Consider the following 20,425-nt stretch of genomic DNA (forward strand, 5'->3'; position numbering starts at 1 on the left):
CTCACCCTCCGATGATCACGGTGAAGCAGCCGAGGACGATGCTGCCGCCGTGCGCGGTGGTATCGCCGATACGCGCCGCCGGCTTGCCGCCGATCATGACCGTGGCCGACCCCTTAACGATGCTGTCGGGCGGCCCGACGCATATCGCCATGTCGCCGAGTACCGCGGGGGGCAGCTTGCCGATCAGAACGGTCGGTACGCAGGGTCCCGTCACCGGGCCGCCCACATGGGGAATCGGCGGCACGCCGGGGGTCACCATCGGGCAGGTGTGCATGTCGGTCAGGCGGGCGGCGGGCGGCATCGGGTTTCCTCAGTTGATCAGGACCATCGCGCCCTTGACCGTGGTCGTCCCGGCGGCGGACAGTTCGGCCGACGCCGAGCCCTTGCCCGTGAATGCCGCCTGCGCCTCGCAGGTGACGTTCATGCCGGTCACCTTGAGGTCGGCCGTGGCGTTGACGTTGATGGAGCCCTTCGCGGTGATCGTCACGTTGCCCGTGGCGGTGAGCTTGATGTCCGACTTGCTGTCCAGGGCGATTCCCGCGCTGGAAAACGTCGCGCTGTTGTTGTGCTGGTCGAGCACGGTGATGGACTGTTTCGTGTCGTCGAGCACGACCTGGTTGTTCCCGGGCGTGATCACCGTGATGACCTTGTCCTTCTCGTTGAACTCGATCCGGTGAAGGCAGCGGGTCACGATCGCCTTGGTGTCGTTCTCCGCCGCGATGGCATAAGGCGGCTGGCGGGAGCTGCTGTAGAGCGAGCCGAGTACCACCGGGCTGCTGGGGTCGCCGTTGAGGTAACCGACCAGCACCTCGTCGCCGACCTCGGGCATGAAGAAGGCACCGAACCCGCTCGATGCGTGGAATTGCAGGGGACGCGCCCAGACACCTGGCGTGGCCGCCTGCATCACGGGAATCTTGACCTGTATTCGTTGCTCGCCCAAGGGATCGCCGTCGAGCTGCATCACGACGCCGATCTGCAGCCCGCTCACGCCCGGCGACAGGCCGCCGTTGAGCGGTGCCACGACATCGTCGCGTTCCACGTGCCACTCCGGCCGCATGCCGAATTCGACCTGGGTCGTCCACTGTCCGCTGCCGAGCGTGTGTTCGACGGCGGTGACGTAGACCGGGCCACTGAACCGCGCCCCGACCCCACTGACCTCGATAAGGCTGTCGGGAACCGCCAGCGCGCTGCCCACGAAGCTCATGCGCCCGCGGATGCGCGCCAGGGCCGCCTTCTGCTGCGTGGCCTTCGCCCAGTCGGTGAGACCGGCCATGGGCTGGACCGCGCTGGTCTGCAGCACGTAGGTCGCCGGACTGGCGACTTCCGCGAGGGTGGAACCGGTCAGGTTGCCTTGGGCGTTGAGGGTTGCCGGAGCCGCCGAACTGCCCTCGACGATCGCCTGCTGCTTGGGATCCCAGGACACGGCTTGCACGGCCGTGTATTGGCTGCGCGCATCCATGTCCGCCTCGAACGCGATGAGTTCCGTGCCCCAGCCGACCGTCAGCACCGCCGATCCGGATACCGTCGGAGGCGTCACGTTCACCGTACCGGCGTCGACGTTCACGAGCAGGCCGTTGGCGTCCGCGCGGGCCAGCATGAAGTCCCAATCGCTGCAGTAGAACTGCACGAGCTCGTCGTAGCTGGTATCGGTCGCGGTCACCGACGCCGTCAGGCCATGCGCGCCGATCAGGCCGCTGATGATGTCGCTGTCCTTCTGGTTCAGATAGTTCGCGTTGTTGCGCCCAATGGTCATTTTCGTCGCTTCGTCGCGGCATTCGAGCACCAGGCGCGAACTGGCCCTGCCGTCGATCTTCACGCCATGTCGCACCACGATGCCGCTGAAGATCGTGGCTTCGTCGTTACCGTATCCGGCGTTGATCGTCAGCGCCGTGCCGGGCACGAGGGTGGCGGCGTCGCTCAGCGCGAAGCTGCCCGTGGGCATGTCGCCGTCGCTCAGCACGATCTCGGCCCAGGGGATGCGATTGATCGCCCGCCGGACCGTCACGCCGACCACGGGCAGGCTTGCCAGCTTCTGGCCACCGGCCGCGACAGTCAGGCGGATGGGACCGGGTTCGTGAGCGTTGGGGGATTCGGCCATGGATCAGTCCAGCGGAGGGAAATGCAGGGTCAGGCCCGGCGCGAGCGCACGAAACGCCTGCAGGCCGTTGAATCGGGCCACGTCGACGTAGTACCGGCTGTCGCCGTAGATGCGGTGGCATAACAGCGGGAGCGTGTCGCCGTCGCGCACGGTCACCGCATGGCTGAGGTCGGGCGATTGCATGTCGGCTTCGAGCGCCGCCTCGAGCGGCTTCTTGAAGCCCTGGAACGACATCGTCACCTTGGCGCGTAGCGGGGCGCCGCTGGGACGGAACAGCGTGAAATCGGTGGAGATACTGGTCGCGCGGCCATAGAAGACCAGCGTTCCCCAAAGGATCTGCACCACGTTGGGTTCGTGCTGGGGGCCGTTGTACTTGTGGATGATCTTGTCCAGCGCGGCGAGCTGGTCTTCGACCTCGACAGGCAGCTGGATGTTCGAGGGAATCGGCACGACACCGGTACCGTCGAACACCGTGGAGAAATCCAGGGTATCGGGTTGCATCTTCGCGAAGTTGCGCCCGCTGCCGGTATCGCCCATGGGCACGCAGCCGCCGAACTCGGTCTGCCGAACCCAGGTCATTTCCGAGGGGTTGATCAACAACGAGATCGAAGCGCCGGTCGCCTTGGGCGAGTCGCCGCTGATGTCGCAGATGGTGATCTTGAGCTGGGACTTTCCGGAGGACAGGTTCGCCGCCATTTACCGCTCCCTTATCCGTTCCCACTCCATGGCGAACGCCGAGCGCATCTTTTGACGCTCCTGCTGGCCGCCGCCGGCGCAGTCGTCCCCGCAACCGCAGTCGTCTTCCGCCGTCGGCCGTGTTCTCTGCCCACCCTTCACGGGGGTTCGCTTTTCGGCCCCGGAGCCTACGCTGGACTTGATGAGCATCTGTCGAATTTCGATCGTCACGATCCAGCCTCAATCACTTCGTTGCACGTACTGGTAAGCCAGCTCGATGGTTTCCAGCGCCACTTCGTTCTTCGTGGAATTGAAACTGTCGATCTCCCAGCGGACCGGATAAGCATTGGCGAACGACCAGGTCCGCAGCGGATTGGCCATGGCGTCGAGCAGCCTGACCGTTACGGGCGCCAACGTGATCGCCACCGACAGGCCGCCTTCGAGGGTGCTCTTGCACCACCCGACCAGCGGCGAATCGGTGGACGCGACGCCCCGCTTGAGCGTGAGCCGCGTCTGTTTCACGCCCGTAGGCAGCTGATGCATGAAACGGTTTTCGCCGCCCTCGCGCAGCTCGTCCACGTCCATGGACAGTTCCAGGCCGGACACCTCCTGGAACGACGTATCGACGCCGCCCGAACCGCTGCCGATGCTGACCGTGAACTGGAACGCGGCCGGCAGCAGCGCTCCGAGTTTGTCTTCCTGCAGGACATCGGCGGGCCACGCGGCGGGATCAGCCATTGGCGATGGTCAGGCCCTCGTGCACGATCTCGATGGTCTCGATCGCCACTTCGTTGCCTTGGGCCTTCAGGTCGGTGCCCGTGATCTTGGTCGGCCACGCGTTCGCGAGGGTCCACACCATCGTGGGCTTCCCGCCTTCGTCGAGCAGGCTGATCGTCACGGGAACACGCTGGATCGTGTTCATCTTGATCTTGTTGAACCAGTCCCAGAACTTGTTATCGCCCTTGAACACGCCCTTCTTCATGGTGACGTTGCTGTACTTCTTCAGCCCCGGCATCTTGATCGTGGCGTACGCCGGGCTGTCGCCGTGGCGATACTCGATGGGCTGGGCCTCGACATCCAGGCCGGAGACTTCTTCGAACGACATCACGGCCGAATCCCATTTCACCTGGAAGGAGAACTTGGGCAAGGGCCATATGCTGGTGGACTGCTGCGAACCGTCATCTGCCATGGGAATACTCCGTCAATGCCTTAAGACTTCTGCATCTGCTGCTGGAAGGTGATCTCGATGAACTCCGCGGGGCGCACCATGGCGACCATGACGGTGACGCGCAGGATGCCCTCGAGGATGTCGTCCGGCGTCATCGTCTCGCCGAGGCCGCAATACACGCCGAAGGCGTCGTCGGGCACGGCGCCGGCGAGCCCGCCGCGCTTCCAGATACTGGTGAGGAAGTTCTGGATCATGCTCTTGATGGTGACCCAGGTATTCGCCACGTTCGGCTCGAACACCAGGGCCTTGGCGGCCAGGCGGCACGACTCCTCGAGCATGATCATGGTCCGGCGCACGTTGACGTAACGCCAGTCGAGGCTGTTGCCGTCGAGGGTGCGCGCACCCCACACCAGCACGCCTTCACCGATGAACGAACGGATCGCGTTGATCGACTTGCCCTGGGTGGTGACGTTCAGGTCTTCCTGGTCGACGGCAGAGATCGCCACCGAAGGCGACACGACACCGGCGAGGCTGACGTTGGCCGGGGCCTTCCACACGCCTCGGCTGTTATCGACCATCGTGTAGATACCGGCCATGGCCGGGCTTGGGGGCATGAGGTTCAGCTTGCCCTTCACCAGTTCCATGACCGTGCCGAACAGCGGGCTGATCGTGCTCAAGGTCTTGTTGAGCAGCGCCTTGTTCGCGAGGACGGCATCGGGGGACGGAGCGGGATCGACCTTGCTCCAGTCCTTGGTGATGTCCGCGATCGCTTGGATCTGTTCCTTGTCCTTCATCGACGCGCCGTCGGGAGCGGTCTCCGGCAATCCGAGTTCATTGCGCAGCAGGGTCTGCAGCACGTCGGCGCTGGCGATGTTCTCGTAGCTCAACTCCTTGTCCCCGACCACCGTCGTGTTGAGCCAGGGATAATAGGCCGACGAATAGGCGAGGAAGTTGATGCCGAGGCTGTTGCGGAAGAGATCCACCGGGTCGCCGCCCGGGTCGTTGCGTGGCTTGTCGCCGCCCCACACGTCGAGGATGGCGACGCGGTTCTTCATCTTCTCGCCGCAGTGCTGCAACATGGCCTGCTGGAGACCGATGCAATCCGGCTGCTTGAGAAGAACGGCTTCGGGAATCAGGAGCATGGTCGGCTCCTGTTCCTTCAGCAGCTCGTCGATGCCCCGCGTGAACTTGTCCGGATCGAGGTCCGAGGCGTAGTCGCCCACCGAGACGATATAGCAGGGGCCGCCGCCGTTCTGGAAGAAGTGGCGCATGGCGTTGTACAGCGTATAGGCTCCCCCGTCCTTGCCGGCGGGCTGCTCGAGCACGTACTCGGTCGACTTGTTGTCCTTGCCGACCGCCTTGAAGTCGGCGAGCACCGAGGGATCGGTCTTCTCGGCGATATTGAAGCGTGGGCTGGGGCCGAAGCCGAAGTACTGGTGGTACTCCGCCATCGAACTGATGCGCCAGGGCTTGAACGCGAGCGGCTTGCTGCGGTTATCGGCTATCTCGGTATGGCCGATGAATGCGGGCACGGCGGTGGCGACCTCCACCACCGAGTTGGGAAACGCATTCTTTTCGACGATATAGACACCCGGTGTCTTCATTGCACCCATCGCGGGCTCCTGTCTGTGAACTAGCTATGGACAAAGATTTCCGACACGACGGTCGGCTCGCCTTCCACCGTCTCGCGCCACAATCGCTGTGGTGCGGCACCTGGCAAACGGGAAATCAGGATTCGTTCGGTCGACGTGGAAATGTCTTGCAGCTGAAAGCGCTGCGGCGGACGCTCCCGCAGCTCGATCCCCGTGGTGGAACGCGCGACCAGCACCGTCTGGCCATCGGGCAGCACCTCGCGGTTCACCGCGCTGAACGTCACCTCCCCGCGCGCGTCCACGATCGACAGCTTGCGATCCTGCCAGTCGCCCGTGAGCACGTACTTCCAGACGGTACGCGGGCTGCGCAATCGCAGCGTGTAACGCGCTTCCGCCGAGGACGACCACACATCCAGGCTATCGATCCCGTCGGGGACGAGGGGCAATGCGAGCGTGGCCAGTGGCCGATTGACGCGACCGGTTTCGCCGGAGGAAACATCGACGCATGCCGCCACGGTGCCGTCCTCTTCCGTTTCCGGATGGGATGCGGTGACCGGCGCCGTGTAATAGCCATGGACGGGGTCGCCGCAATGCAGGTCGAAGCGCAACACGCGCGGCTCGCCCTCCTCCATGCGTTCGCTCCACATTCCTTCCATCCTGGTATGGTCGACACCCACGGCCAGGGTGGAATCGTCGTTACGCAAGACCGAACCGAACCGTTTCAGGAACGCCTCCGTCCCGGCATGCGCCTTGAAGACGAGATGGCGGGCGTAACCGTCGGCAAAGAAGTCGTGCCGCACGTCCACGCGCATCAGCAGGCGAAAAGAGGACCCTATCGTCATGGCCATGCCTGGGTCTCGACGTGGGAGATCGCGGCGTCGCGACCGCGCACGGCACCGGACCGAAGCGTGATCATGCGTACCCGGAACACCACGGACGGCATGTAGCGGCCGCCGTGGATGCTCCACACGTTGTGCATTTCGTGACTGCTGAGGTTTTCCATGTTCAGGGCCAATCCCTCCAGCCGTGCATCCATATCCGGGGTATTCCGATGATCGAACGAAGGGTTTCCCTGGAAGTAGGCGATGGCGGCGGAAAGGAACTTCAAAGCCTCGGGATAATGGCTGCCGCTGAAGTTGGCGGCGCACATCACCAGGAGGTTCAGGTAAACGGGCGCCGCGCGCTGCACGATGCCGTCGGCTCCGCCCCAGGATGCTTCCCTGGGTCGATGCGCCAGCGTGTCTCGCTCGATGCCACTGAGGAACAGGACGACCTTGTTTGCCGACGAGGTGACCGGCGTGCCGCCGATTTCCTGGAGATTGGACACGACGACCACGTCTTCGGGCACATGGAGCATGCGCCGCAGGTGGCCGTTGAGTTGCCTAGCCAAGAGATCCATTACCTGGTCGATCACGCGCCCAGCCCCTTTGAACGCCCCCGACGAAACGTCGATTGCTAGGCTACGCCCTCGACGGTAGCCGCCCCTATCAGCAGAATGCTGATATTGGGGTTTCGATGTCTTAGGGCGTGTTCCTAGCCCAGCGACGTCATGCCTTCCTTGACGGCATAGCGAGTCAGGTCGGCCACGCTGTGGATATTGAGCTTGCGAAATACATGGGAGCGATGCGTCGCCACGGTCTTGGCGCTGATGTGCAAGCGGACGGCGACCTCGCGGGTGGAACAGCCTTCGGCGAACAACCGGGTGACTTCCCGCTCGCGCCAGGTCAAGGGCTGGCCGGCCGTGTCGCCGACGGAGCCCTGACCCGTGCGGCAGGCGTTCATGACCGGTGCCATCAATTCACTGCTGAGGAACACCTGATGCCGATAGGCATGACGAATGGCCCGGGTCAGTTCACCGTAACCGTTGTTCTTCAGGACGAAACCGAGCGCGCCGGCTTCCAGCGCTTCCAGCACCTGACCGTGCAAGGCCGTGGCGGATAGGCATAGCACGCGACTGGACAACAATTCGCCGCGTATACGCCGAGCGACTTCGATGCCGCCCATCATGGGCATGGAGATGTCGGCGATGACCACGTCGGGAGCGAGCTGGCGAGTCATCCTCAACAGTTCCAGCCCATGGCTTGCCTGCCCGACGACCGCGATGTCCGCTTCCTGCTGCAACAGGGCGATCAACCCCTCCCGCAACATGGCATGGTCGTCCCCTAGTACTACACGTACTTTCATTGCCCCGCCCTTCCTTCGCCAGTGGTTGCTTGCCCGACAAGGAATGCGGCACGAGTGCCCGGCCGGTAAAGCCGAGACATAGCTCATGTGACGGTGCTGCCCGCTATCCGACGCTGAACCGCAGAACGGCCGTTCCCCTGCCTGTCGCCAAGTATTAGGCGATTGTGAAGGGCGCGTATATCCAAATTCGGTAAGAGACGGCAATCAACATGCCGACAGAGCATCGGCCGCGAGTTGCGCAAGTTCTCGCGCCGCCCTCATGCGCCGTTGCACTTGTAACCATGCGGACATATCCCCCTCGGACACGCGTAGGCATCGGCCTTGGCCGGCGTGCCCGACCGAACCCAGGATTGCAACCACGTGCCAGGTGCCGTGTGACTGGGACTCTTGCCCGTGACGCCGTTACTCCCACAATCGACGATGCCACTTCTTCGGGGGATATGGCACGAGACCGGCAGGTTTCTGAGTTAATACTTAGGTAGTGGAAGGGGCATCGCCCGCGAACCCAGGTCGAATCGGAGTTGCCCGAGCAGGTAATCGACCTCTGCCTTATGGCGCGGCCATGTCTCGAGAAGATGCTTGATGCGATAAGCCTCTCCCGCGGCCAGGACGTTTCCAAGTGCCATGGCCAGCCCGGCGACGGTTACGAGGCCTGCGGCGGCCGCCACGATGTCACCGGCACATAGCGATCGTTCGACGTGATCAAGCGCACCGGTGACGACCTGATTCGAAGGAGAGGCATCTCCGGGCTTGCGACTGCTTTCAAGGTCCGACATGGGACGTCATCCGGCAGCCACGCGGCTTGCGATGACTCGCACGACGCATTTTGTGCTGGATGAGATCGGAGAAGCGCTCCGCGTAGCAACGCAGGGAAGTGGAATGACAGCGGGTACACATGAGTTTGGCGCCTTCTTGGGGGGACGCCGGCCGGTTTCGGCCGACGGGAAGCTGTGCGAAACGCAACGGCGCGCAGTAGGCGGACGGTCGGTGTGCCGCTACTATTCACGGCATGATGACACAGATGCAGGGCCGACCGAGCTTTGATGGGATGATCCAAGACGCGTCGGCGGCAACGGATGCTGCGCTCGCATGCGACTTCGAGGAGGCACGGTTTCGCGCGAGAACGGTCGCGCTCCAGGCAGATGCGCTTGGATTGAGCGGCATCGCCACCGCAGCAGCCGCGCTCTTCGAACGCCTGGGGCTCCCAGGCACCGCCCCCGCCATGGGTTGGACCGCCGCTATCCTCCGCCTCGCCTCGTGCCTGGACGATCTGCACGAGTCCGCGGTTCCCCGATAAGCGTTTCACGTCAGGAAAGCGATACGCCAGGTTTTTTGAGAGGTATCGGTAGCGTCGATGTCTCTCGCCATGGAGCGAAGCACAATGTCGCCGTGGTGGGCCTTGCCTTCGCCGGTCAGCAACGGTAGCAAGGTGAAGACGCCCGAATAGCTCGCGGCCCGGAACGAAAGCGGTGCCAACGCGTGCGTGCCCCAGCCCAGCGAACTCACCATGTGGCCGAACCGCGCCACGGCCTTGAACGACGCATCCAGTCGTGAACCACCCATCGTGTCGAAAACCACGTCGAACCCGTCCCCGGCGGTGTGGGTAGCGACATAGTCCTCGACCGTTTCCCGCTCATGGTCGATCGAGGTCGCCCCGACTTGCCGACTGAAATGTGCGCGTTCGGCGGCATCGGTTGAAAAGACGACCGCGCCAAAGGCGCGCGCGACCTGGGGGAGGATCCGCCGACGCGAGAGACCTGGGTTGGATACCACCGGGACATGCGCCGCCTCGCCCGGCTTCGGGCCTTGCTGGACCGGGGCATCGCGCGACTCGCCGACTGAGTGCCGCACGACATCTTATGCGTCACGCATCTAACGGTTTATCGCAATCAAAATCGATCAAGGTCGGACGCGAAACGAATCGAGCCATGGAAGTTCGCGCTGATGTCCTTGGTCAATCGAGTTATTTGATCGGCTTGTCCCGTCGAACCGCCGAAATGTGTCAGGACCAACGCGCGGACGCCGGCGTGTGCGGCCAGGGTACCGACCTGCTCGGGCGGCAGATGCTCTTTGGTGAAGTGGTCGCTTACGAACTGGTAAGTGCCCTTTGATAGGCGGGGCCGGTCGCGTTTTAGCTCATCCAGCGCCGTATCTGCATCCATGATTTCGCTTACCAGAAGATCCGCTCCATGGGCCAGCTTTTCTACGTTGGCGCTTGGACCGGTGTCCCCGGTGTAGACGATGGATCGATCAGGCAGGTCGAAGCGATAGGACAGCGAGACCGGTTTCGTACCTGTTCCGCGCCAAAGAAGGTAGTGGCTGTTGCTTGCAGTGGTGACTTTTACGTCTCCCAACGTAACGGACGAGCCGTTGTCGAGTTCGACGACTTTATAGTCGGACGGTTTCTGTGGAAGCAGCGCGCTGCCCGGCTGCATGGCGGACCGAAGACCGTCGACCATGGCCTTCGTTCCGGGCGGCCCGTAGATCGTCATCAATTTCCTGCCAGGCCCACCGCCCTGGTCACGCATGCCGAGGAATGCGAACAGGCCACCCGTATGATCGAAATGGAGGTGGCTGATGAAGACCACGTGGATACTATCGATCGGTATGTGCGCCTTCGCGAGTTGCTCAGCGGTGCCATCACCCACGTCCACGAGAATCGGCTGGCCCTGCCAGAGAAGAACGTGCGCAGGCTCCGAGCGCGTCGGGCTTGGGATCGGGCCAGCCTGGGTACCAAGCTCGATCCAAACGGATTTCGCCGGATCTGCCCGCGCTGCCCCGCAAGTCAACGCCAGCAAAGCGCAAAGCAGCGACCGTGACGTTGGCTTTGCCCTAAATTTCAAGTTAGACATTCGAATATCCTCTGCAGGAAGCCGCAGTTCACTAGGCCCCTAGACCCTTCGCCCACCTGCCAAGCACCTTGGCAAACAACACGGGATCGGACTCGTGCATGGTGTGCGCCGCGGTGGGAAGATCGACATACTCCAGCGGTTGACCCGTGGCAGCGATCAGCTCTCGTACCTTGGTCATCTGAAAATCGGAGATGGCGCCAATCAGGTGGCCGGTAGCGTGGTCGATGCTGCGGAAGTGATGGGTCACGAGTACCGGAACCTTGACCTGCGAGAGCATGCGCTGGTGTGGGCAGCTTTGACCGACCGTGCCTTCGTGAAACGCGCGCGCCCACTCCGGATCGTACTCCTTGAGGTTTTGCGGCGGCTCAGCTGATTTGCCTCCGCCAAGCGCGAGCCCTCCGCGTTGGCGGGCGCGCGCAGCCAGCAGACCACCCCAGTCGCCGACGCTCCACTGGTCTCCCAGGTAGCGCGACAAACCTTCGAAGAGCGGTCCCGCGGCTTGGCGAATGGATTGGCCGTAAGGCGGGTTGTACTCGGACGCGAAAAGGGGCGGATCCTCGTAGTGCGAAGCGCGTATCTGGCCTGGCATGGCGAATGCGGAAAGCCAGCAAGACAAAACGCCGCCCGAGGAACAGCCGCTTGTGATCGTAGGCCGTTGGATAACCAGGCTGATGAAACGGACCAGGTCGGCGCCCATGTTGTCGTAGGTATAGCGCCCGGGCGTCCAGGTCGTCCGGCCTTGCCCGCGCAGGTCCACGCAGAACACCTCAAAATCGGGCGCCAACAGGCCGATGGCCTTCTCGTAAGCCCACCATGACTCGGTTTGACCAGGGATCAGCAGCAGTGCGGGTTTGCTGGCGGATCCGGCCGTCACATAGTTCATGGTGACCTCGCCGAGATTCACCGTGTGCTCTTCATACGCATGCTTGACGAAGATGTTGCGAGCCGGCGGCCCTGCGGCCGCCGATCCTGCCGCCGCTTTGGGTGCGACCCCGGCGGTCGCGAGAAGAAGAGGTGCACTAACGGCGACCTGCATCAACGCACGGCGATGCATATCCGTTGTTTCGGACATCTATCGTTCTCCTTCAATGAGGGCGATTTGATGCCATGACCACGCCGCGTAGGGCGGCAATAGCGCAACGCCTCCCGATCCACGGGGTGGGCGGCCGCATTTTTCGTGGCTTCATGGAAATCCTTCGCGGAAAGGTAAACACTCAGGAGCCCTTGCCGCACGGCATGGATGTGCCGAAGGAACACTTTCCTACGAGAGAGCATGACCGTCTCCGTGCGAACAGGCGATGCAGAGACTAGGTCCAAATTGTTAGCGAACTATGTCGTGTGCCAATGAAGTTGTTACAGGTTGTTTCCCGGTGAACCTACGCACCTCGCAACCGGTCGAGGCGTAGCCTCTGGCGCTCGTCGGTGAGCTGCCTTATTACGAGCCGCGCGGACACCACGGCACCGAGGCCGCTCCCGCCGGCCAGCAACAGCATCAGCACGATCTGGTAGGTCGCCGCCTGCAGGGGATCCATGCCCGCCAGCACCTGGCCGGTCATGATGCCCGGCATGGTGATGATGCCCGCGGCGCTCATCTGGTTCACCAGCGGGACCATCGCACGTCGTATCGCGCGCCGTTGGAGATGACCGATCGCCACGCTGAACGTCTGCCCCAGCATGAGGCGCGCCTCGATCGCCGGGGCCTCGACCGTCACCCCCTCGAGTATCTCGGCCATGCCCAGGCTCACCGCGTTCAACACGTTACCCAGCAGGATGCCAGCCACGGGCACTACGAAGCGTGGCGACCACCCGTCATCGCCGGGCAGCAGGGAGATGAGCGCGAAGACACAGGTCAGCAGCGCCGGCGCGGCGACACTGATGAGGCTGGTGAGGTAATGGGTGCGGCGCAAGCGCTGCTGCGGCCGCGCACCCGCCTCGCGGGCCGCCGCCAGGGTCATGAGCAGCACGAGGGCGGCGGTGAGCCACAGCGCATCGATGGAGAAGACGGTGCGCAGGATGAAGCCGAGCGCCACCAGTTGGAGGATCATGCGAACGGACGCAACGGCCAGCGAGCGGTGTATGCCCAGGCGCAGCACGATCGAGAGCGCGCCATCGAAGACCAGGATGACGCTGGCGACGGCCACGTCGACCGCACTGAACGTGACGGCGTTCATCCAGGCTGGAGGCTCCCGTCCTTCAACAGGTAGATACGCGTGGCCACGCGCGATGCCTGGCCGGCATCGTGAGTGACGAGCAAGATGCCCGTGCCTTTGCCGAGCAGGCCCGTTAAGCACGTCTCGACCGCCCATGCAGCCTCCTGATCGAGGCCACTGGTCGGCTCATCGAGGAGGAGGATGACCGGACGCTCGACGATGGCGCGAATGAGCGCCAGGCGCTGTTTCTCACCGGTCGACAGGTGGGCCACCGTGCGCTCCATGATGTCGTCGGGTAATCGAAGCTCCTTGCAGAGAGCCGCAACGTCCGCTCGCGAGGCATCCGTGAAGTGCTCACCTGCGGTAGCGGCCCACCACCCGGCAACCGCTGGCACGAGCATGACCTGCCGCCGCCAGTCCGGCGGCGACATGCTGTCCCGTTCCACGCCGTCCAGCGAAACGTTTCCCTCGCCCGGGTCCAGATCGACAAGAAGGCGAAGCAGGAGTGTCTTCCCTGCGCCCGACGCGCCCATGACGGCCGCGCACTCACCGGGGCGCAGATCGAACGACACCGGGCCGATGCGATGGCTCCGCAGTGCATTAACGGTAAGGCCGGATCCGCTCATAGGCCTGGGATACGCATCACACCGCGCGTTGCGCACCATCGTCTGCCGATCGCCTTCGATCCGGTATGAGGGCGGGTCCGACGTAAGGCTCCAAGAAGGGATTTCGTCACCATGCCAACGCCATCGCCGCCTCGCAGTGGACCAACGTCGTATCGAACACCGGCACGGAAACGTTCCCCTGATCGAGCAACATTCCGACCTCCGTGCAGCCGAGGATAAGGCAATCCGCCCCTCGCGCCACGAGCCGCTCCGCGATACCGACATAGGCCTGCCGGCTCGCCTCGCCGACGATGTGCCGGCATAGCTCGTCGTAGATGATCCTGTGCGTTTCCGCACGGTCGGCATCGTCGGGCAGGATCACGTCCAACCCGGCCGCGGCGAGGCGATCGGTGTAGAAGCTCTGCTCCATCGTGAACGCCGTCGCCATAAGGCCCGGTGATCGCAGTCCTGCCGCGGCGATACGGGATGCGGTGGCGTCGGCGATGTGCAGCAGCGGGATGCCCACGCCGTCCATCATCTGCGCCGCCACCTTGTGCATGGTGTTGGTCGCGAGGATGAGCAGTTCCGCCCCGCCCCGTTCGAGGGCTTTCGCCTCCGCGTTCAGCCGTTCGCCCGCCCTTCCCCAATTACCCTCCATCTGCAACGTCTCGATGTCGGCGAAGTCGACCGAGCGGATCAGCAGCTCCGGCGAATGGAGGCCACCGAGGTGCTCCGCGGTCAGGCGACAGAGTTCGCGATAGTAGATCTGCGTGGACGCGGCGGACATGCCGCCGAGGATGCCTAGGGTCTTCATGGTCGCCGCCGTTCCTCGCACGCTTCATGGCTCAAGACGAAGAAGATACATGCAAGAGTCTCCACTTGGAGCGACGACCGCGCGCTGGTGAACGTGTCGATCGTGGGCCACCCGGATGCCCCTATCACCGCACGATATCCGGCCTCCAACCGCATTCCCACGCCTGGCGCCACAGGAGCATCCGGGGCGGGTCGGTCATGGCATCCAGTGTGTGAGGTCCGACGCCAAGCGACCACGATGTGCCGGGGCGCTGCCCATCGATGGAGACGGGGACCTCTCGCCGACCGTCCGTCACGACGTAGTCGCCGGCCAGGTCCAGGTCGAATCGCTGCCGGCCGGCGGACGGGACGAGCGATAAACCCGCCATGCGTACGCCCGCCGTGCCCGGCCGGTAGTGACGTTCGATGAACGCCTGCGCGGCCGGCGGGTAGCGGTCATCGAGCGCCGTCATCGTATGGTTCGCGACCAGCGCGGCGGCGATGTCGTCCGGTAGGCGTCCGCTCTGGAAACGCTGCCGGGCCAGGCTCTCGATGACCGGGTAGTACGGTCTCCGCCGAAAAATGCTTCCGCTCTTCGCATCCATCAGCGTATCGGCGGGGGTGGTGCAAGCGAGCACGACGCGCATCTGTGACTGAAACCCGGCCAGGGCATCGTGCCAAGGGGGCGCGTGCCTGATCACCAACGCCCCTTCCGCGAGCGCGACGACGGACACGAGTGCGACCCTGCCCTTGGCTGGCACCACGGTCGCGCGATCGACGAGGCCCACCAACGAAAGCACCGCCATCGGGATCACGGGCAGGAAATCCTGCTCGGTCGGCAGTGGCCAGGCGATCCAGATCATCAGCATGAAAAGTAGCGCGTGCACGCCGAGGAACGCTCGCCATCTGGCCGTCGCGTTCGCCTGTCGGGCGCGCCACGCCGTGCAGGCAAGCGCACCAAGGGCAACCAGCAGGTAGCCGACAAGGTGCCAGGGATGCCCCGAAACGCCAGTGGGAGCCAGGTTGTACGCCACGATGTCGTACCAGGCCGGAGCCGTGTCGTGGTGCGATACCAGCCATAGGACGAACGCACCTGGAACGACGACTACGCCCGCGAGCAGGGCCAAGGCATTCGTCGACGCGACTCGGCCGTTTGCCCGCCACGGCACGGCCCAGATGGCCGTCGCGACCGCGATGGCGATGGCCGCCAACGGCAGCGTCTTTTGCGACACGGACAGCGCCGCACCGAACATCAGGCCACTCGACAGCCAGCGCCACGGTCGCTCCCGCGCGAGGACGGCGATCGACGTCCCGGAGAGCCACAAGGCCGCCCAGACATCGTCCGTCCGGAACTCGCCCGACTTGATGAAGACGATGGGAAACAGGCCAACGAGAAGCGTGGTCGCATCGGCGACCCCACGCGAATGGAGCCGGCGCGCGATGAACCAGGTCGCCACCAGGACAAGCGCATACCAGGGCACGACCGCCAGGCGAAGACACCACAGGATGTCCGGGCGCTCGCCGAGCGCGGATAGCAGGACCGAATACATCGTGCTGAAGAGCGGTCCGTGATTGTCGAAGACATCTCGGTACGGTATGGCACCCTGCGCGATGCTCCACGCCACGTGGGCATGCTGCGGCTCGTCGGAGTTCAGCGGATAGGCGGACAGCCATGACAAGCGGATGCCAAGCAGGGCCACGAGGCCGCCCGATCGCACGGCAACGAACCCCGCCCAGCGGTCGGTACTCGCAGCGCGCTGCGGCAAGCCCACGGGATAGTCGGCGAACACGTCACTCTCCAAAGGGCGGCACCTGCCAAGCCCGCTGTAGCGCGAGCACGGCGTCGATACCGAAGGCAAACGAGTTGATGAGTGCCGTACGCCGCCGTCTTCCATGCGTCCGTTGAATACGTCGTCCACGTCGCAGGCCAGGTCGCGCGGAACAGGACCTGGAACGACGGTACCGCCGTGAACTTTCCATATCCTTTCTGGTGGTTTGTCCGCAATCTCAGGCTATCCAGCGGTTCCAGCAGGGCGGCGATGCATGCGCGCCCGGCCCCGCATCCCCCGTCCTAAGGGACGAGATAGAAATCCAGGGGAATCAGCTCGACAGCCCACCCACCCTCTTCGCCCAGCGTCGCTGCCGGATGCATGGACGCGATACGAAGCGCTTCTTCCCGGCTATCCGCCTCGATGATGAAGAGGCCTCCCACGATCTCCTTGGACTCGGTGTAGGGGCCGTCGCTCACGCGCGTTTTTCCGCCTTGCGGGCGAAGTGTCCGCCAGTGCTCCAGATCGCCGAGGGAGGCCGAGACCAGCATCTTGCCAGTGGCGCGCATCTTCTCGTCCAGCGGGGAGCATTGGCTGATCAGCGCCTTGACGGCTTCCGGCGCCATGGCATCGAATTTTTCAGGGGTGAAATAAGCCAGGCCTAAATACTTCATGGGACATCCTTTCTTGGGTGGTTGCAGTGACGACGAACCGGCCGGCCGGAAATCGACACGACGACCGGACGAATTTTCACCCCGGAACTTCGCCAATCGATAACGCTCGCCAAGGCGCGCCCTACCCTCGCCCCACCGGTCATCCAGGTCAACCATTCTCCCGAAACGGGCGCATGCCCGCCGGGCACGAGGCAGGCCTCGCACTCGGTGGGTTTTTATCGTCGATCGGCCGAGCCGCGATGACTCCCGGCGCTACCGGGATATCAGCGGAAATGGTGCACGAACCCTACCCGGAAGCCACCAGGGAGCAGGCTGAGCACGAAGGGCGATTCGGTGCGACGACTGCTCCACCAGCCGATGCCGAATCCCAAGGCAGCGCCTGCGAGAACGTCGCTCTGCCAGTGCCCCTGTACCTTCACCCGGGCGATCGCATCGTAGGCGGGCAACAGCGCCAACGCGTATACCATGGGATGGTCTTCGCCGTAGTTGACGATGAAAGGTGTCACCGCCGCGGTGATCGTCGATACCTCACCGCTGGGGAAACTCCTTCCGCCGGATTTGAACCAGCGGTTGGGGTCGTTCGTCTGTTCAGGACGCTCCCGTCGAAATACGTGCTTCATGACGGTCACCGTTCCGGTCGTCACGACGATCGAGTCGACGGACCGCCAGAAGGTGTCGCCCAGGGGATCGTTGTCGCCCGTTGCCAGGGCGCCGATGCCCACGGTGAGGAGGGTGCCGTAGAGAAGGACATGCTGGTTGGAGCGTTTCCAGATGCCACTGTTGTCCCTCGCCACCCGGTGATCGATGCCGAACGGGCCGCCGGACGCGTACGCCATGGGCGATACGGCCAAAAGCAGGACGAAGGCGAGACTCGCTGGTAATCGTCGCATGACACCCCTCCCATCGGCCGAAAGACGGATTGCACGACCGGCACGCCCACTACGTTGTACGCCGAACGGTCCTCATGGTGAACAGTTCGCCAGGGGCCAGCGAAAAGCCGTCGGGCAAACGATCCCGTTCGGACTCCGCGGTGTCGCTCACGTACGTTGCGGTCGCGCCGGCACGCTCCGACCATCGGATTCGAGCCTGCACCGCCGCATCCGAGGCATTACGCAGGCGCATGATCCACGCCCGGCCATCGGCACTGGGCGTGAGCGCTTCGACGAGGACACTTTCAGGCTCAACCCTTACAAACGCCTTAGCGCGGCGTGCCGAGCCCTCGGTGACCGGCAGCACGAGGAGCGGCTGGCTCAGGCCCGTGGCGAAGCGGCTGGCCTCGGCGACATCGGCATGGCCATGGGGCCGCAGCGCGTACCGGAACGTCACGGGGCCTTCCTGCCATGCCCGGTAGTTGGTGCCCCAGTGGTTGTTCATCACCCAGGAGAAGAAGGTCTGCGTGGGCTCGAGGTTACGAATCCACACGTCGGGATCGGTCTGGGAGTTGAGCTTGGTCGCCGTGACGGAGCCCACCTCGACAAGGGGCGCATCCAGCGTCGCCCACGTCACGCCGTGGTCGGCGTTGGAAACGTCGGCCCAGCGACCGACCGGCATCCAGTTCTTGCAGGAGCCCGGCAACTGGTCGTATTCGGGACGGACCTGGGCGAACGGTTCGTCGAGCGTGAGCTGACCGCCGGGCACCGCGAAGGGAAACGCGAACTGGATGCTCTCCTTCAGCACCGGATGCCGCTTGTCACGGTCGAGCGTCGGGCTGTACGCGGCGCGTTCCTTGTCGACGGTGTTGTGCAGCTCGACGAAATCCTGTCCCGCGGCTAGCCTCACGCGTCGTGTCAGGCTGCGGCACAGCGGTGCGGCGGCATCGATGCGCAGCGTGAGCACGAGTGGCCCGTGGTCTTCGATGACGACGGTGGCATCGTGGCTTCGTTCCAGGTGGTCGACGTCGTCGCCACGTAGCAGGAGGAACTGGTTGAGTGCCCAGCCTTCGCGGCCGTCGACGAGATTGACGTCGCTGCCGTGGGCGTACAGGCCGACGACGTCACCCGACGATGGATGGATCTCGATACGCACCAGGCCGTTCGATAGCACGTTGTCCTGGAACGTCACCGGCGTCGCGGGCGCATGCGCCGCATGGTTCGACAGCGTGACGACGGTCGATGCGTAGCCAGCGATGGACGGCATGAGCACGGCGAGGTCGCCGTTCGCCAGGCGCTGCGACGGCCATGGCGCGCCATGGGCATCGGTGACCCGATCCCCCGTGCCCGAAAGCGATTTCGGCAGCATCGCGATGCCACCGCGTGGCCAGGACGACGTGTTGACGATCTCCAGGCGGCTCGTGTCGCCGCCCTGCCCGGCCAACGCCAGCAGCTCGTTCGCACGCCGGTCCGCCTCTACCGCGAACGATCGCTTGACCTCCCACTGTGCCGTCGTCATCGCGGCCTCGGGCTCGGTCACGCTCGCCGCGGCGCCCCAGGTGTGTTCGGAATACAGCAGCACGTTGCGCCATGCCTCGTCGAATGCCTTGCGGTCGAACGCGTCGGGGCGTACGAGCGCGAGTGCCGCGGCCGCCTGGGAAAGGCGCTCGGCGGCGTTGCGGTTCAGGGCGGTCTCGGCGGCCGAGGAAGCGGCGCCGTCTTCCCAGTAGGGCGTGAGGTCGCCCTGCATCCGCGGCAGTTGGTGGCCGTACTTTTGCTCGAAGGCCCGGAACGCCGTGCTGGTCGAGGCGATGGTGAACTTCGGCCATTCGTAGGTCGCGTTCCATGCCTTGACGAAATCGACGATGCCCGGATCGGGCTCGGCATTGTCGCCATGCCCGGCCCACCGCACGTAGGAGATGTCGTAGGGAAACTTCACCTCGTCCATGCGCGCCTGGTATTTGCCTACCCAATCGTCGTCGGCCTTCATGACATGGGACATGGCGTAGCCCGTCCAGGGAATCCAGAAGAGCACTTTCGATTTGCCCGACGGGGATACCCACCAGAACGGCTTGTCCTGGAGCGTATCCATGAAGCGTCCGATGCGGTCGAAGTAATTGGGCGCCGCGGAGAAATAGCGGATGCCGGCCTGGGCCATGGCCTCGACGGTACCCCAGGTATACCCCGGCACGTCGCTCATCATGGCCGAATCCACGGGAGTACCGGTGCGTTCGGCCAGTTCGGTGCCGAAGCGGAACAACTGGATCAATTCCTCCGGGCGACACAGCCCGGTCAGTTCGTTGGCGTAGGCGCCGTTGAGCGCGATCCAGCCCTTCTTCACCGCCTCGACGAACTCGGCCTGTCCGGCGGCCGATGCCCGTCGCAGGTAAAGGTCGGCGCCCCACAGGACTTCGAGGTTCCAGACGAAGCGCGAGCCGTCCGGATAGCGCTCCGTTTGCCGGGCAAGCTCGATCGCCCGGGTGATGTTGCGCACCTGGCGATCCTCGACGTCGGCCTGGCGTTCGGTGTAGCCGAGGTCGTGATGCGAGTGCGGCAGCACGAAGACGTCCATGCGGCGAACGGGCAGGACTTCGAGACGTTGTGTCCATGTCTTCGCACCGATGGTCACGACGAGCTCGACCTGCCGGGGCGCGGAAACAGGGTCGAGGAAGACGTCGAACGACGTGCTGCCAGGCGATAGCGTCCTGCGATCGACGGCGTGTCCGTCGATCGCCACGGCGATCTCGTCGCCCGACGCGGGAGAAGGCGGCGTGATGCGTATCGGCTGCCTGAGCCGTCCATCGACCCGGCGGAGGCCACGGATCGGTCGCGCGATGTCGGCGCCGTCTTTCTTCGTCGGCTCGGCGGCATAAGCGAGTCCGGGACCGGCGAGCGTCAAGGCACCGGTAGCGAGGGTGAAGCCCTTGAGGAGGTCGCGACGTTTCATGGGATACTCCGGCAATCCACCGAGTATCCCGATAAATCCGGCGATTTGTC

General features: G+C 64.2%; 20 protein-coding genes. All 20 read right to left on the reverse strand.

Features of this window, described 5'->3' with window-relative positions; genetic code table 11:
- Position 1: 1 nt before the first annotated feature.
- A complete protein-coding gene (locus tag JNG39_RS06615; RefSeq protein WP_368310365.1) occupies positions 2 to 301 on the reverse strand; it encodes a PAAR domain-containing protein in 300 nt (99 codons plus the stop codon).
- A gap of 9 nt (positions 302 to 310) precedes the next feature.
- Positions 311 to 2,098, reverse strand: coding sequence for a type VI secretion system tip protein VgrG (gene vgrG / locus JNG39_RS06620; protein ID WP_368310366.1), 1,788 nt, complete (start codon positions 2,096 to 2,098; stop codon positions 311 to 313).
- 3 nt (positions 2,099 to 2,101) lie between these two features.
- Positions 2,102 to 2,794, reverse strand: coding sequence for a hypothetical protein (locus JNG39_RS06625; protein WP_368310367.1), 693 nt, complete (start codon positions 2,792 to 2,794; stop codon positions 2,102 to 2,104).
- A 219-nt stretch (positions 2,795 to 3,013) separates the two neighbouring features.
- Positions 3,014 to 3,511, reverse strand: a complete 498-nt coding sequence (locus tag JNG39_RS06630) for a phage tail protein (protein ID WP_368310368.1) — start codon at positions 3,509 to 3,511, stop codon at positions 3,014 to 3,016.
- Positions 3,504 to 3,962 (reverse strand): phage tail protein, encoded by a 459-nt coding sequence (locus tag JNG39_RS06635; protein WP_144908399.1) that lies wholly within the window; start codon positions 3,960 to 3,962, stop codon positions 3,504 to 3,506. The genes JNG39_RS06630 and JNG39_RS06635 overlap by 8 nt, the downstream gene beginning before the upstream one ends.
- 20 nt (positions 3,963 to 3,982) lie before the next feature.
- Positions 3,983 to 5,545: a phage tail sheath family protein gene (locus tag JNG39_RS06640; protein ID WP_368310369.1), complete on the reverse strand. Its 1,563-nt coding sequence runs from the start codon at positions 5,543 to 5,545 to the stop codon at positions 3,983 to 3,985.
- A gap of 29 nt (positions 5,546 to 5,574) precedes the next feature.
- Positions 5,575 to 6,375: a hypothetical protein gene (locus tag JNG39_RS06645; RefSeq protein ID WP_368310370.1), complete on the reverse strand. Its 801-nt coding sequence runs from the start codon at positions 6,373 to 6,375 to the stop codon at positions 5,575 to 5,577.
- On the reverse strand, positions 6,372 to 6,947 hold the full coding sequence (locus tag JNG39_RS06650) for a DUF4255 domain-containing protein (protein WP_368310371.1): 576 nt from the start codon (positions 6,945 to 6,947) through the stop codon (positions 6,372 to 6,374). Before JNG39_RS06650 ends, JNG39_RS06645 begins: the two co-directional genes overlap by 4 nt.
- Before the next feature lie 119 nt (positions 6,948 to 7,066).
- Complete coding sequence (locus JNG39_RS06655) at positions 7,067 to 7,717, reverse strand: response regulator (protein ID WP_368310372.1); 651 nt, start codon at positions 7,715 to 7,717, stop codon at positions 7,067 to 7,069.
- A gap of 467 nt (positions 7,718 to 8,184) precedes the next feature.
- A complete protein-coding gene (locus JNG39_RS06660) occupies positions 8,185 to 8,493 on the reverse strand; it encodes a hypothetical protein (RefSeq protein WP_368310373.1) in 309 nt (102 codons plus the stop codon).
- A gap of 526 nt (positions 8,494 to 9,019) precedes the next feature.
- Positions 9,020 to 9,568, reverse strand: coding sequence for a zinc-binding dehydrogenase (locus tag JNG39_RS06665; RefSeq protein WP_368310374.1), 549 nt, complete (start codon positions 9,566 to 9,568; stop codon positions 9,020 to 9,022).
- Positions 9,569 to 9,606: 38 nt separating this feature from the next.
- On the reverse strand, positions 9,607 to 10,569 hold the full coding sequence (locus JNG39_RS06670) for an MBL fold metallo-hydrolase (protein WP_368310375.1): 963 nt from the start codon (positions 10,567 to 10,569) through the stop codon (positions 9,607 to 9,609).
- Positions 10,570 to 10,600: 31 nt separating this feature from the next.
- Positions 10,601 to 11,641, reverse strand: a complete 1,041-nt coding sequence (locus tag JNG39_RS06675) for an alpha/beta fold hydrolase (RefSeq protein WP_368310376.1) — start codon at positions 11,639 to 11,641, stop codon at positions 10,601 to 10,603.
- 304 nt (positions 11,642 to 11,945) lie between these two features.
- A complete protein-coding gene (locus JNG39_RS06680) occupies positions 11,946 to 12,740 on the reverse strand; it encodes an ABC transporter permease (RefSeq protein WP_368310377.1) in 795 nt (264 codons plus the stop codon).
- Positions 12,737 to 13,345 (reverse strand): ATP-binding cassette domain-containing protein, encoded by a 609-nt coding sequence (locus JNG39_RS06685; protein ID WP_368310378.1) that lies wholly within the window; start codon positions 13,343 to 13,345, stop codon positions 12,737 to 12,739. Before JNG39_RS06685 ends, JNG39_RS06680 begins: the two co-directional genes overlap by 4 nt.
- A gap of 106 nt (positions 13,346 to 13,451) precedes the next feature.
- The gene (locus JNG39_RS06690) at positions 13,452 to 14,138 is read right to left on the reverse strand and encodes an aspartate/glutamate racemase family protein (RefSeq protein WP_368310379.1); all 687 of its coding nucleotides are present in this window, start codon (positions 14,136 to 14,138) and stop codon (positions 13,452 to 13,454) included.
- A gap of 124 nt (positions 14,139 to 14,262) precedes the next feature.
- On the reverse strand, positions 14,263 to 15,906 hold the full coding sequence (locus JNG39_RS06695; protein WP_368310380.1) for an ArnT family glycosyltransferase: 1,644 nt from the start codon (positions 15,904 to 15,906) through the stop codon (positions 14,263 to 14,265).
- A gap of 281 nt (positions 15,907 to 16,187) precedes the next feature.
- Positions 16,188 to 16,559 carry a YciI family protein gene (locus tag JNG39_RS06700; RefSeq protein WP_368310381.1) on the reverse strand — a complete coding sequence of 124 codons (372 nt, stop codon included), beginning with the start codon at positions 16,557 to 16,559 and terminating at the stop codon, positions 16,188 to 16,190.
- A 263-nt stretch (positions 16,560 to 16,822) separates the two neighbouring features.
- Positions 16,823 to 17,449: a phosphatase PAP2 family protein gene (locus JNG39_RS06705; protein ID WP_368310382.1), complete on the reverse strand. Its 627-nt coding sequence runs from the start codon at positions 17,447 to 17,449 to the stop codon at positions 16,823 to 16,825.
- Positions 17,450 to 17,498: 49 nt separating this feature from the next.
- Complete coding sequence (locus tag JNG39_RS06710; protein ID WP_368310383.1) at positions 17,499 to 20,375, reverse strand: hypothetical protein; 2,877 nt, start codon at positions 20,373 to 20,375, stop codon at positions 17,499 to 17,501.
- Positions 20,376 to 20,425: the final 50 nt, after the last annotated feature.

It is taken from the genome of Luteibacter sp. CQ10, assembly GCF_040900725.1.
GTDB lineage: Bacteria > Pseudomonadota > Gammaproteobacteria > Xanthomonadales > Rhodanobacteraceae > Luteibacter.

Bases quoted from the DNA above. Each gene is read 5' to 3' on its own strand.
- JNG39_RS06630 (WP_368310368.1), bottom strand. From the start codon at position 3,511: ATGGCTGATCCCGCCGCGTGGCCCGCCGATGTCCTGCAGGAAGACAAA.
- JNG39_RS06615 (WP_368310365.1), bottom strand. From the start codon at position 301: ATGCCGCCCGCCGCCCGCCTGACCGACATGCACACCTGCCCGATGGTG.
- JNG39_RS06700 (WP_368310381.1), bottom strand. From the start codon at position 16,559: ATGAAGTATTTAGGCCTGGCTTATTTCACCCCTGAAAAATTCGATGCC.
- JNG39_RS06660 (WP_368310373.1), bottom strand. From the start codon at position 8,493: ATGTCGGACCTTGAAAGCAGTCGCAAGCCCGGAGATGCCTCTCCTTCG.
- JNG39_RS06645 (WP_368310370.1), bottom strand. From the start codon at position 6,375: ATGACGATAGGGTCCTCTTTTCGCCTGCTGATGCGCGTGGACGTGCGG.
- JNG39_RS06710 (WP_368310383.1), bottom strand. From the start codon at position 20,375: ATGAAACGTCGCGACCTCCTCAAGGGCTTCACCCTCGCTACCGGTGCC.
- JNG39_RS06670 (WP_368310375.1), bottom strand. From the start codon at position 10,569: ATGTCTAACTTGAAATTTAGGGCAAAGCCAACGTCACGGTCGCTGCTT.
- vgrG (WP_368310366.1), bottom strand. From the start codon at position 2,098: ATGGCCGAATCCCCCAACGCTCACGAACCCGGTCCCATCCGCCTGACT.
- JNG39_RS06705 (WP_368310382.1), bottom strand. From the start codon at position 17,449: ATGCGACGATTACCAGCGAGTCTCGCCTTCGTCCTGCTTTTGGCCGTA.
- JNG39_RS06675 (WP_368310376.1), bottom strand. From the start codon at position 11,641: ATGTCCGAAACAACGGATATGCATCGCCGTGCGTTGATGCAGGTCGCC.
- JNG39_RS06655 (WP_368310372.1), bottom strand. From the start codon at position 7,717: ATGAAAGTACGTGTAGTACTAGGGGACGACCATGCCATGTTGCGGGAG.
- JNG39_RS06640 (WP_368310369.1), bottom strand. From the start codon at position 5,545: ATGAAGACACCGGGTGTCTATATCGTCGAAAAGAATGCGTTTCCCAAC.
- JNG39_RS06635 (WP_144908399.1), bottom strand. From the start codon at position 3,962: ATGGCAGATGACGGTTCGCAGCAGTCCACCAGCATATGGCCCTTGCCC.
- JNG39_RS06680 (WP_368310377.1), bottom strand. From the start codon at position 12,740: ATGAACGCCGTCACGTTCAGTGCGGTCGACGTGGCCGTCGCCAGCGTC.
- JNG39_RS06685 (WP_368310378.1), bottom strand. From the start codon at position 13,345: ATGAGCGGATCCGGCCTTACCGTTAATGCACTGCGGAGCCATCGCATC.
- JNG39_RS06625 (WP_368310367.1), bottom strand. From the start codon at position 2,794: ATGGCGGCGAACCTGTCCTCCGGAAAGTCCCAGCTCAAGATCACCATC.
- JNG39_RS06690 (WP_368310379.1), bottom strand. From the start codon at position 14,138: ATGAAGACCCTAGGCATCCTCGGCGGCATGTCCGCCGCGTCCACGCAG.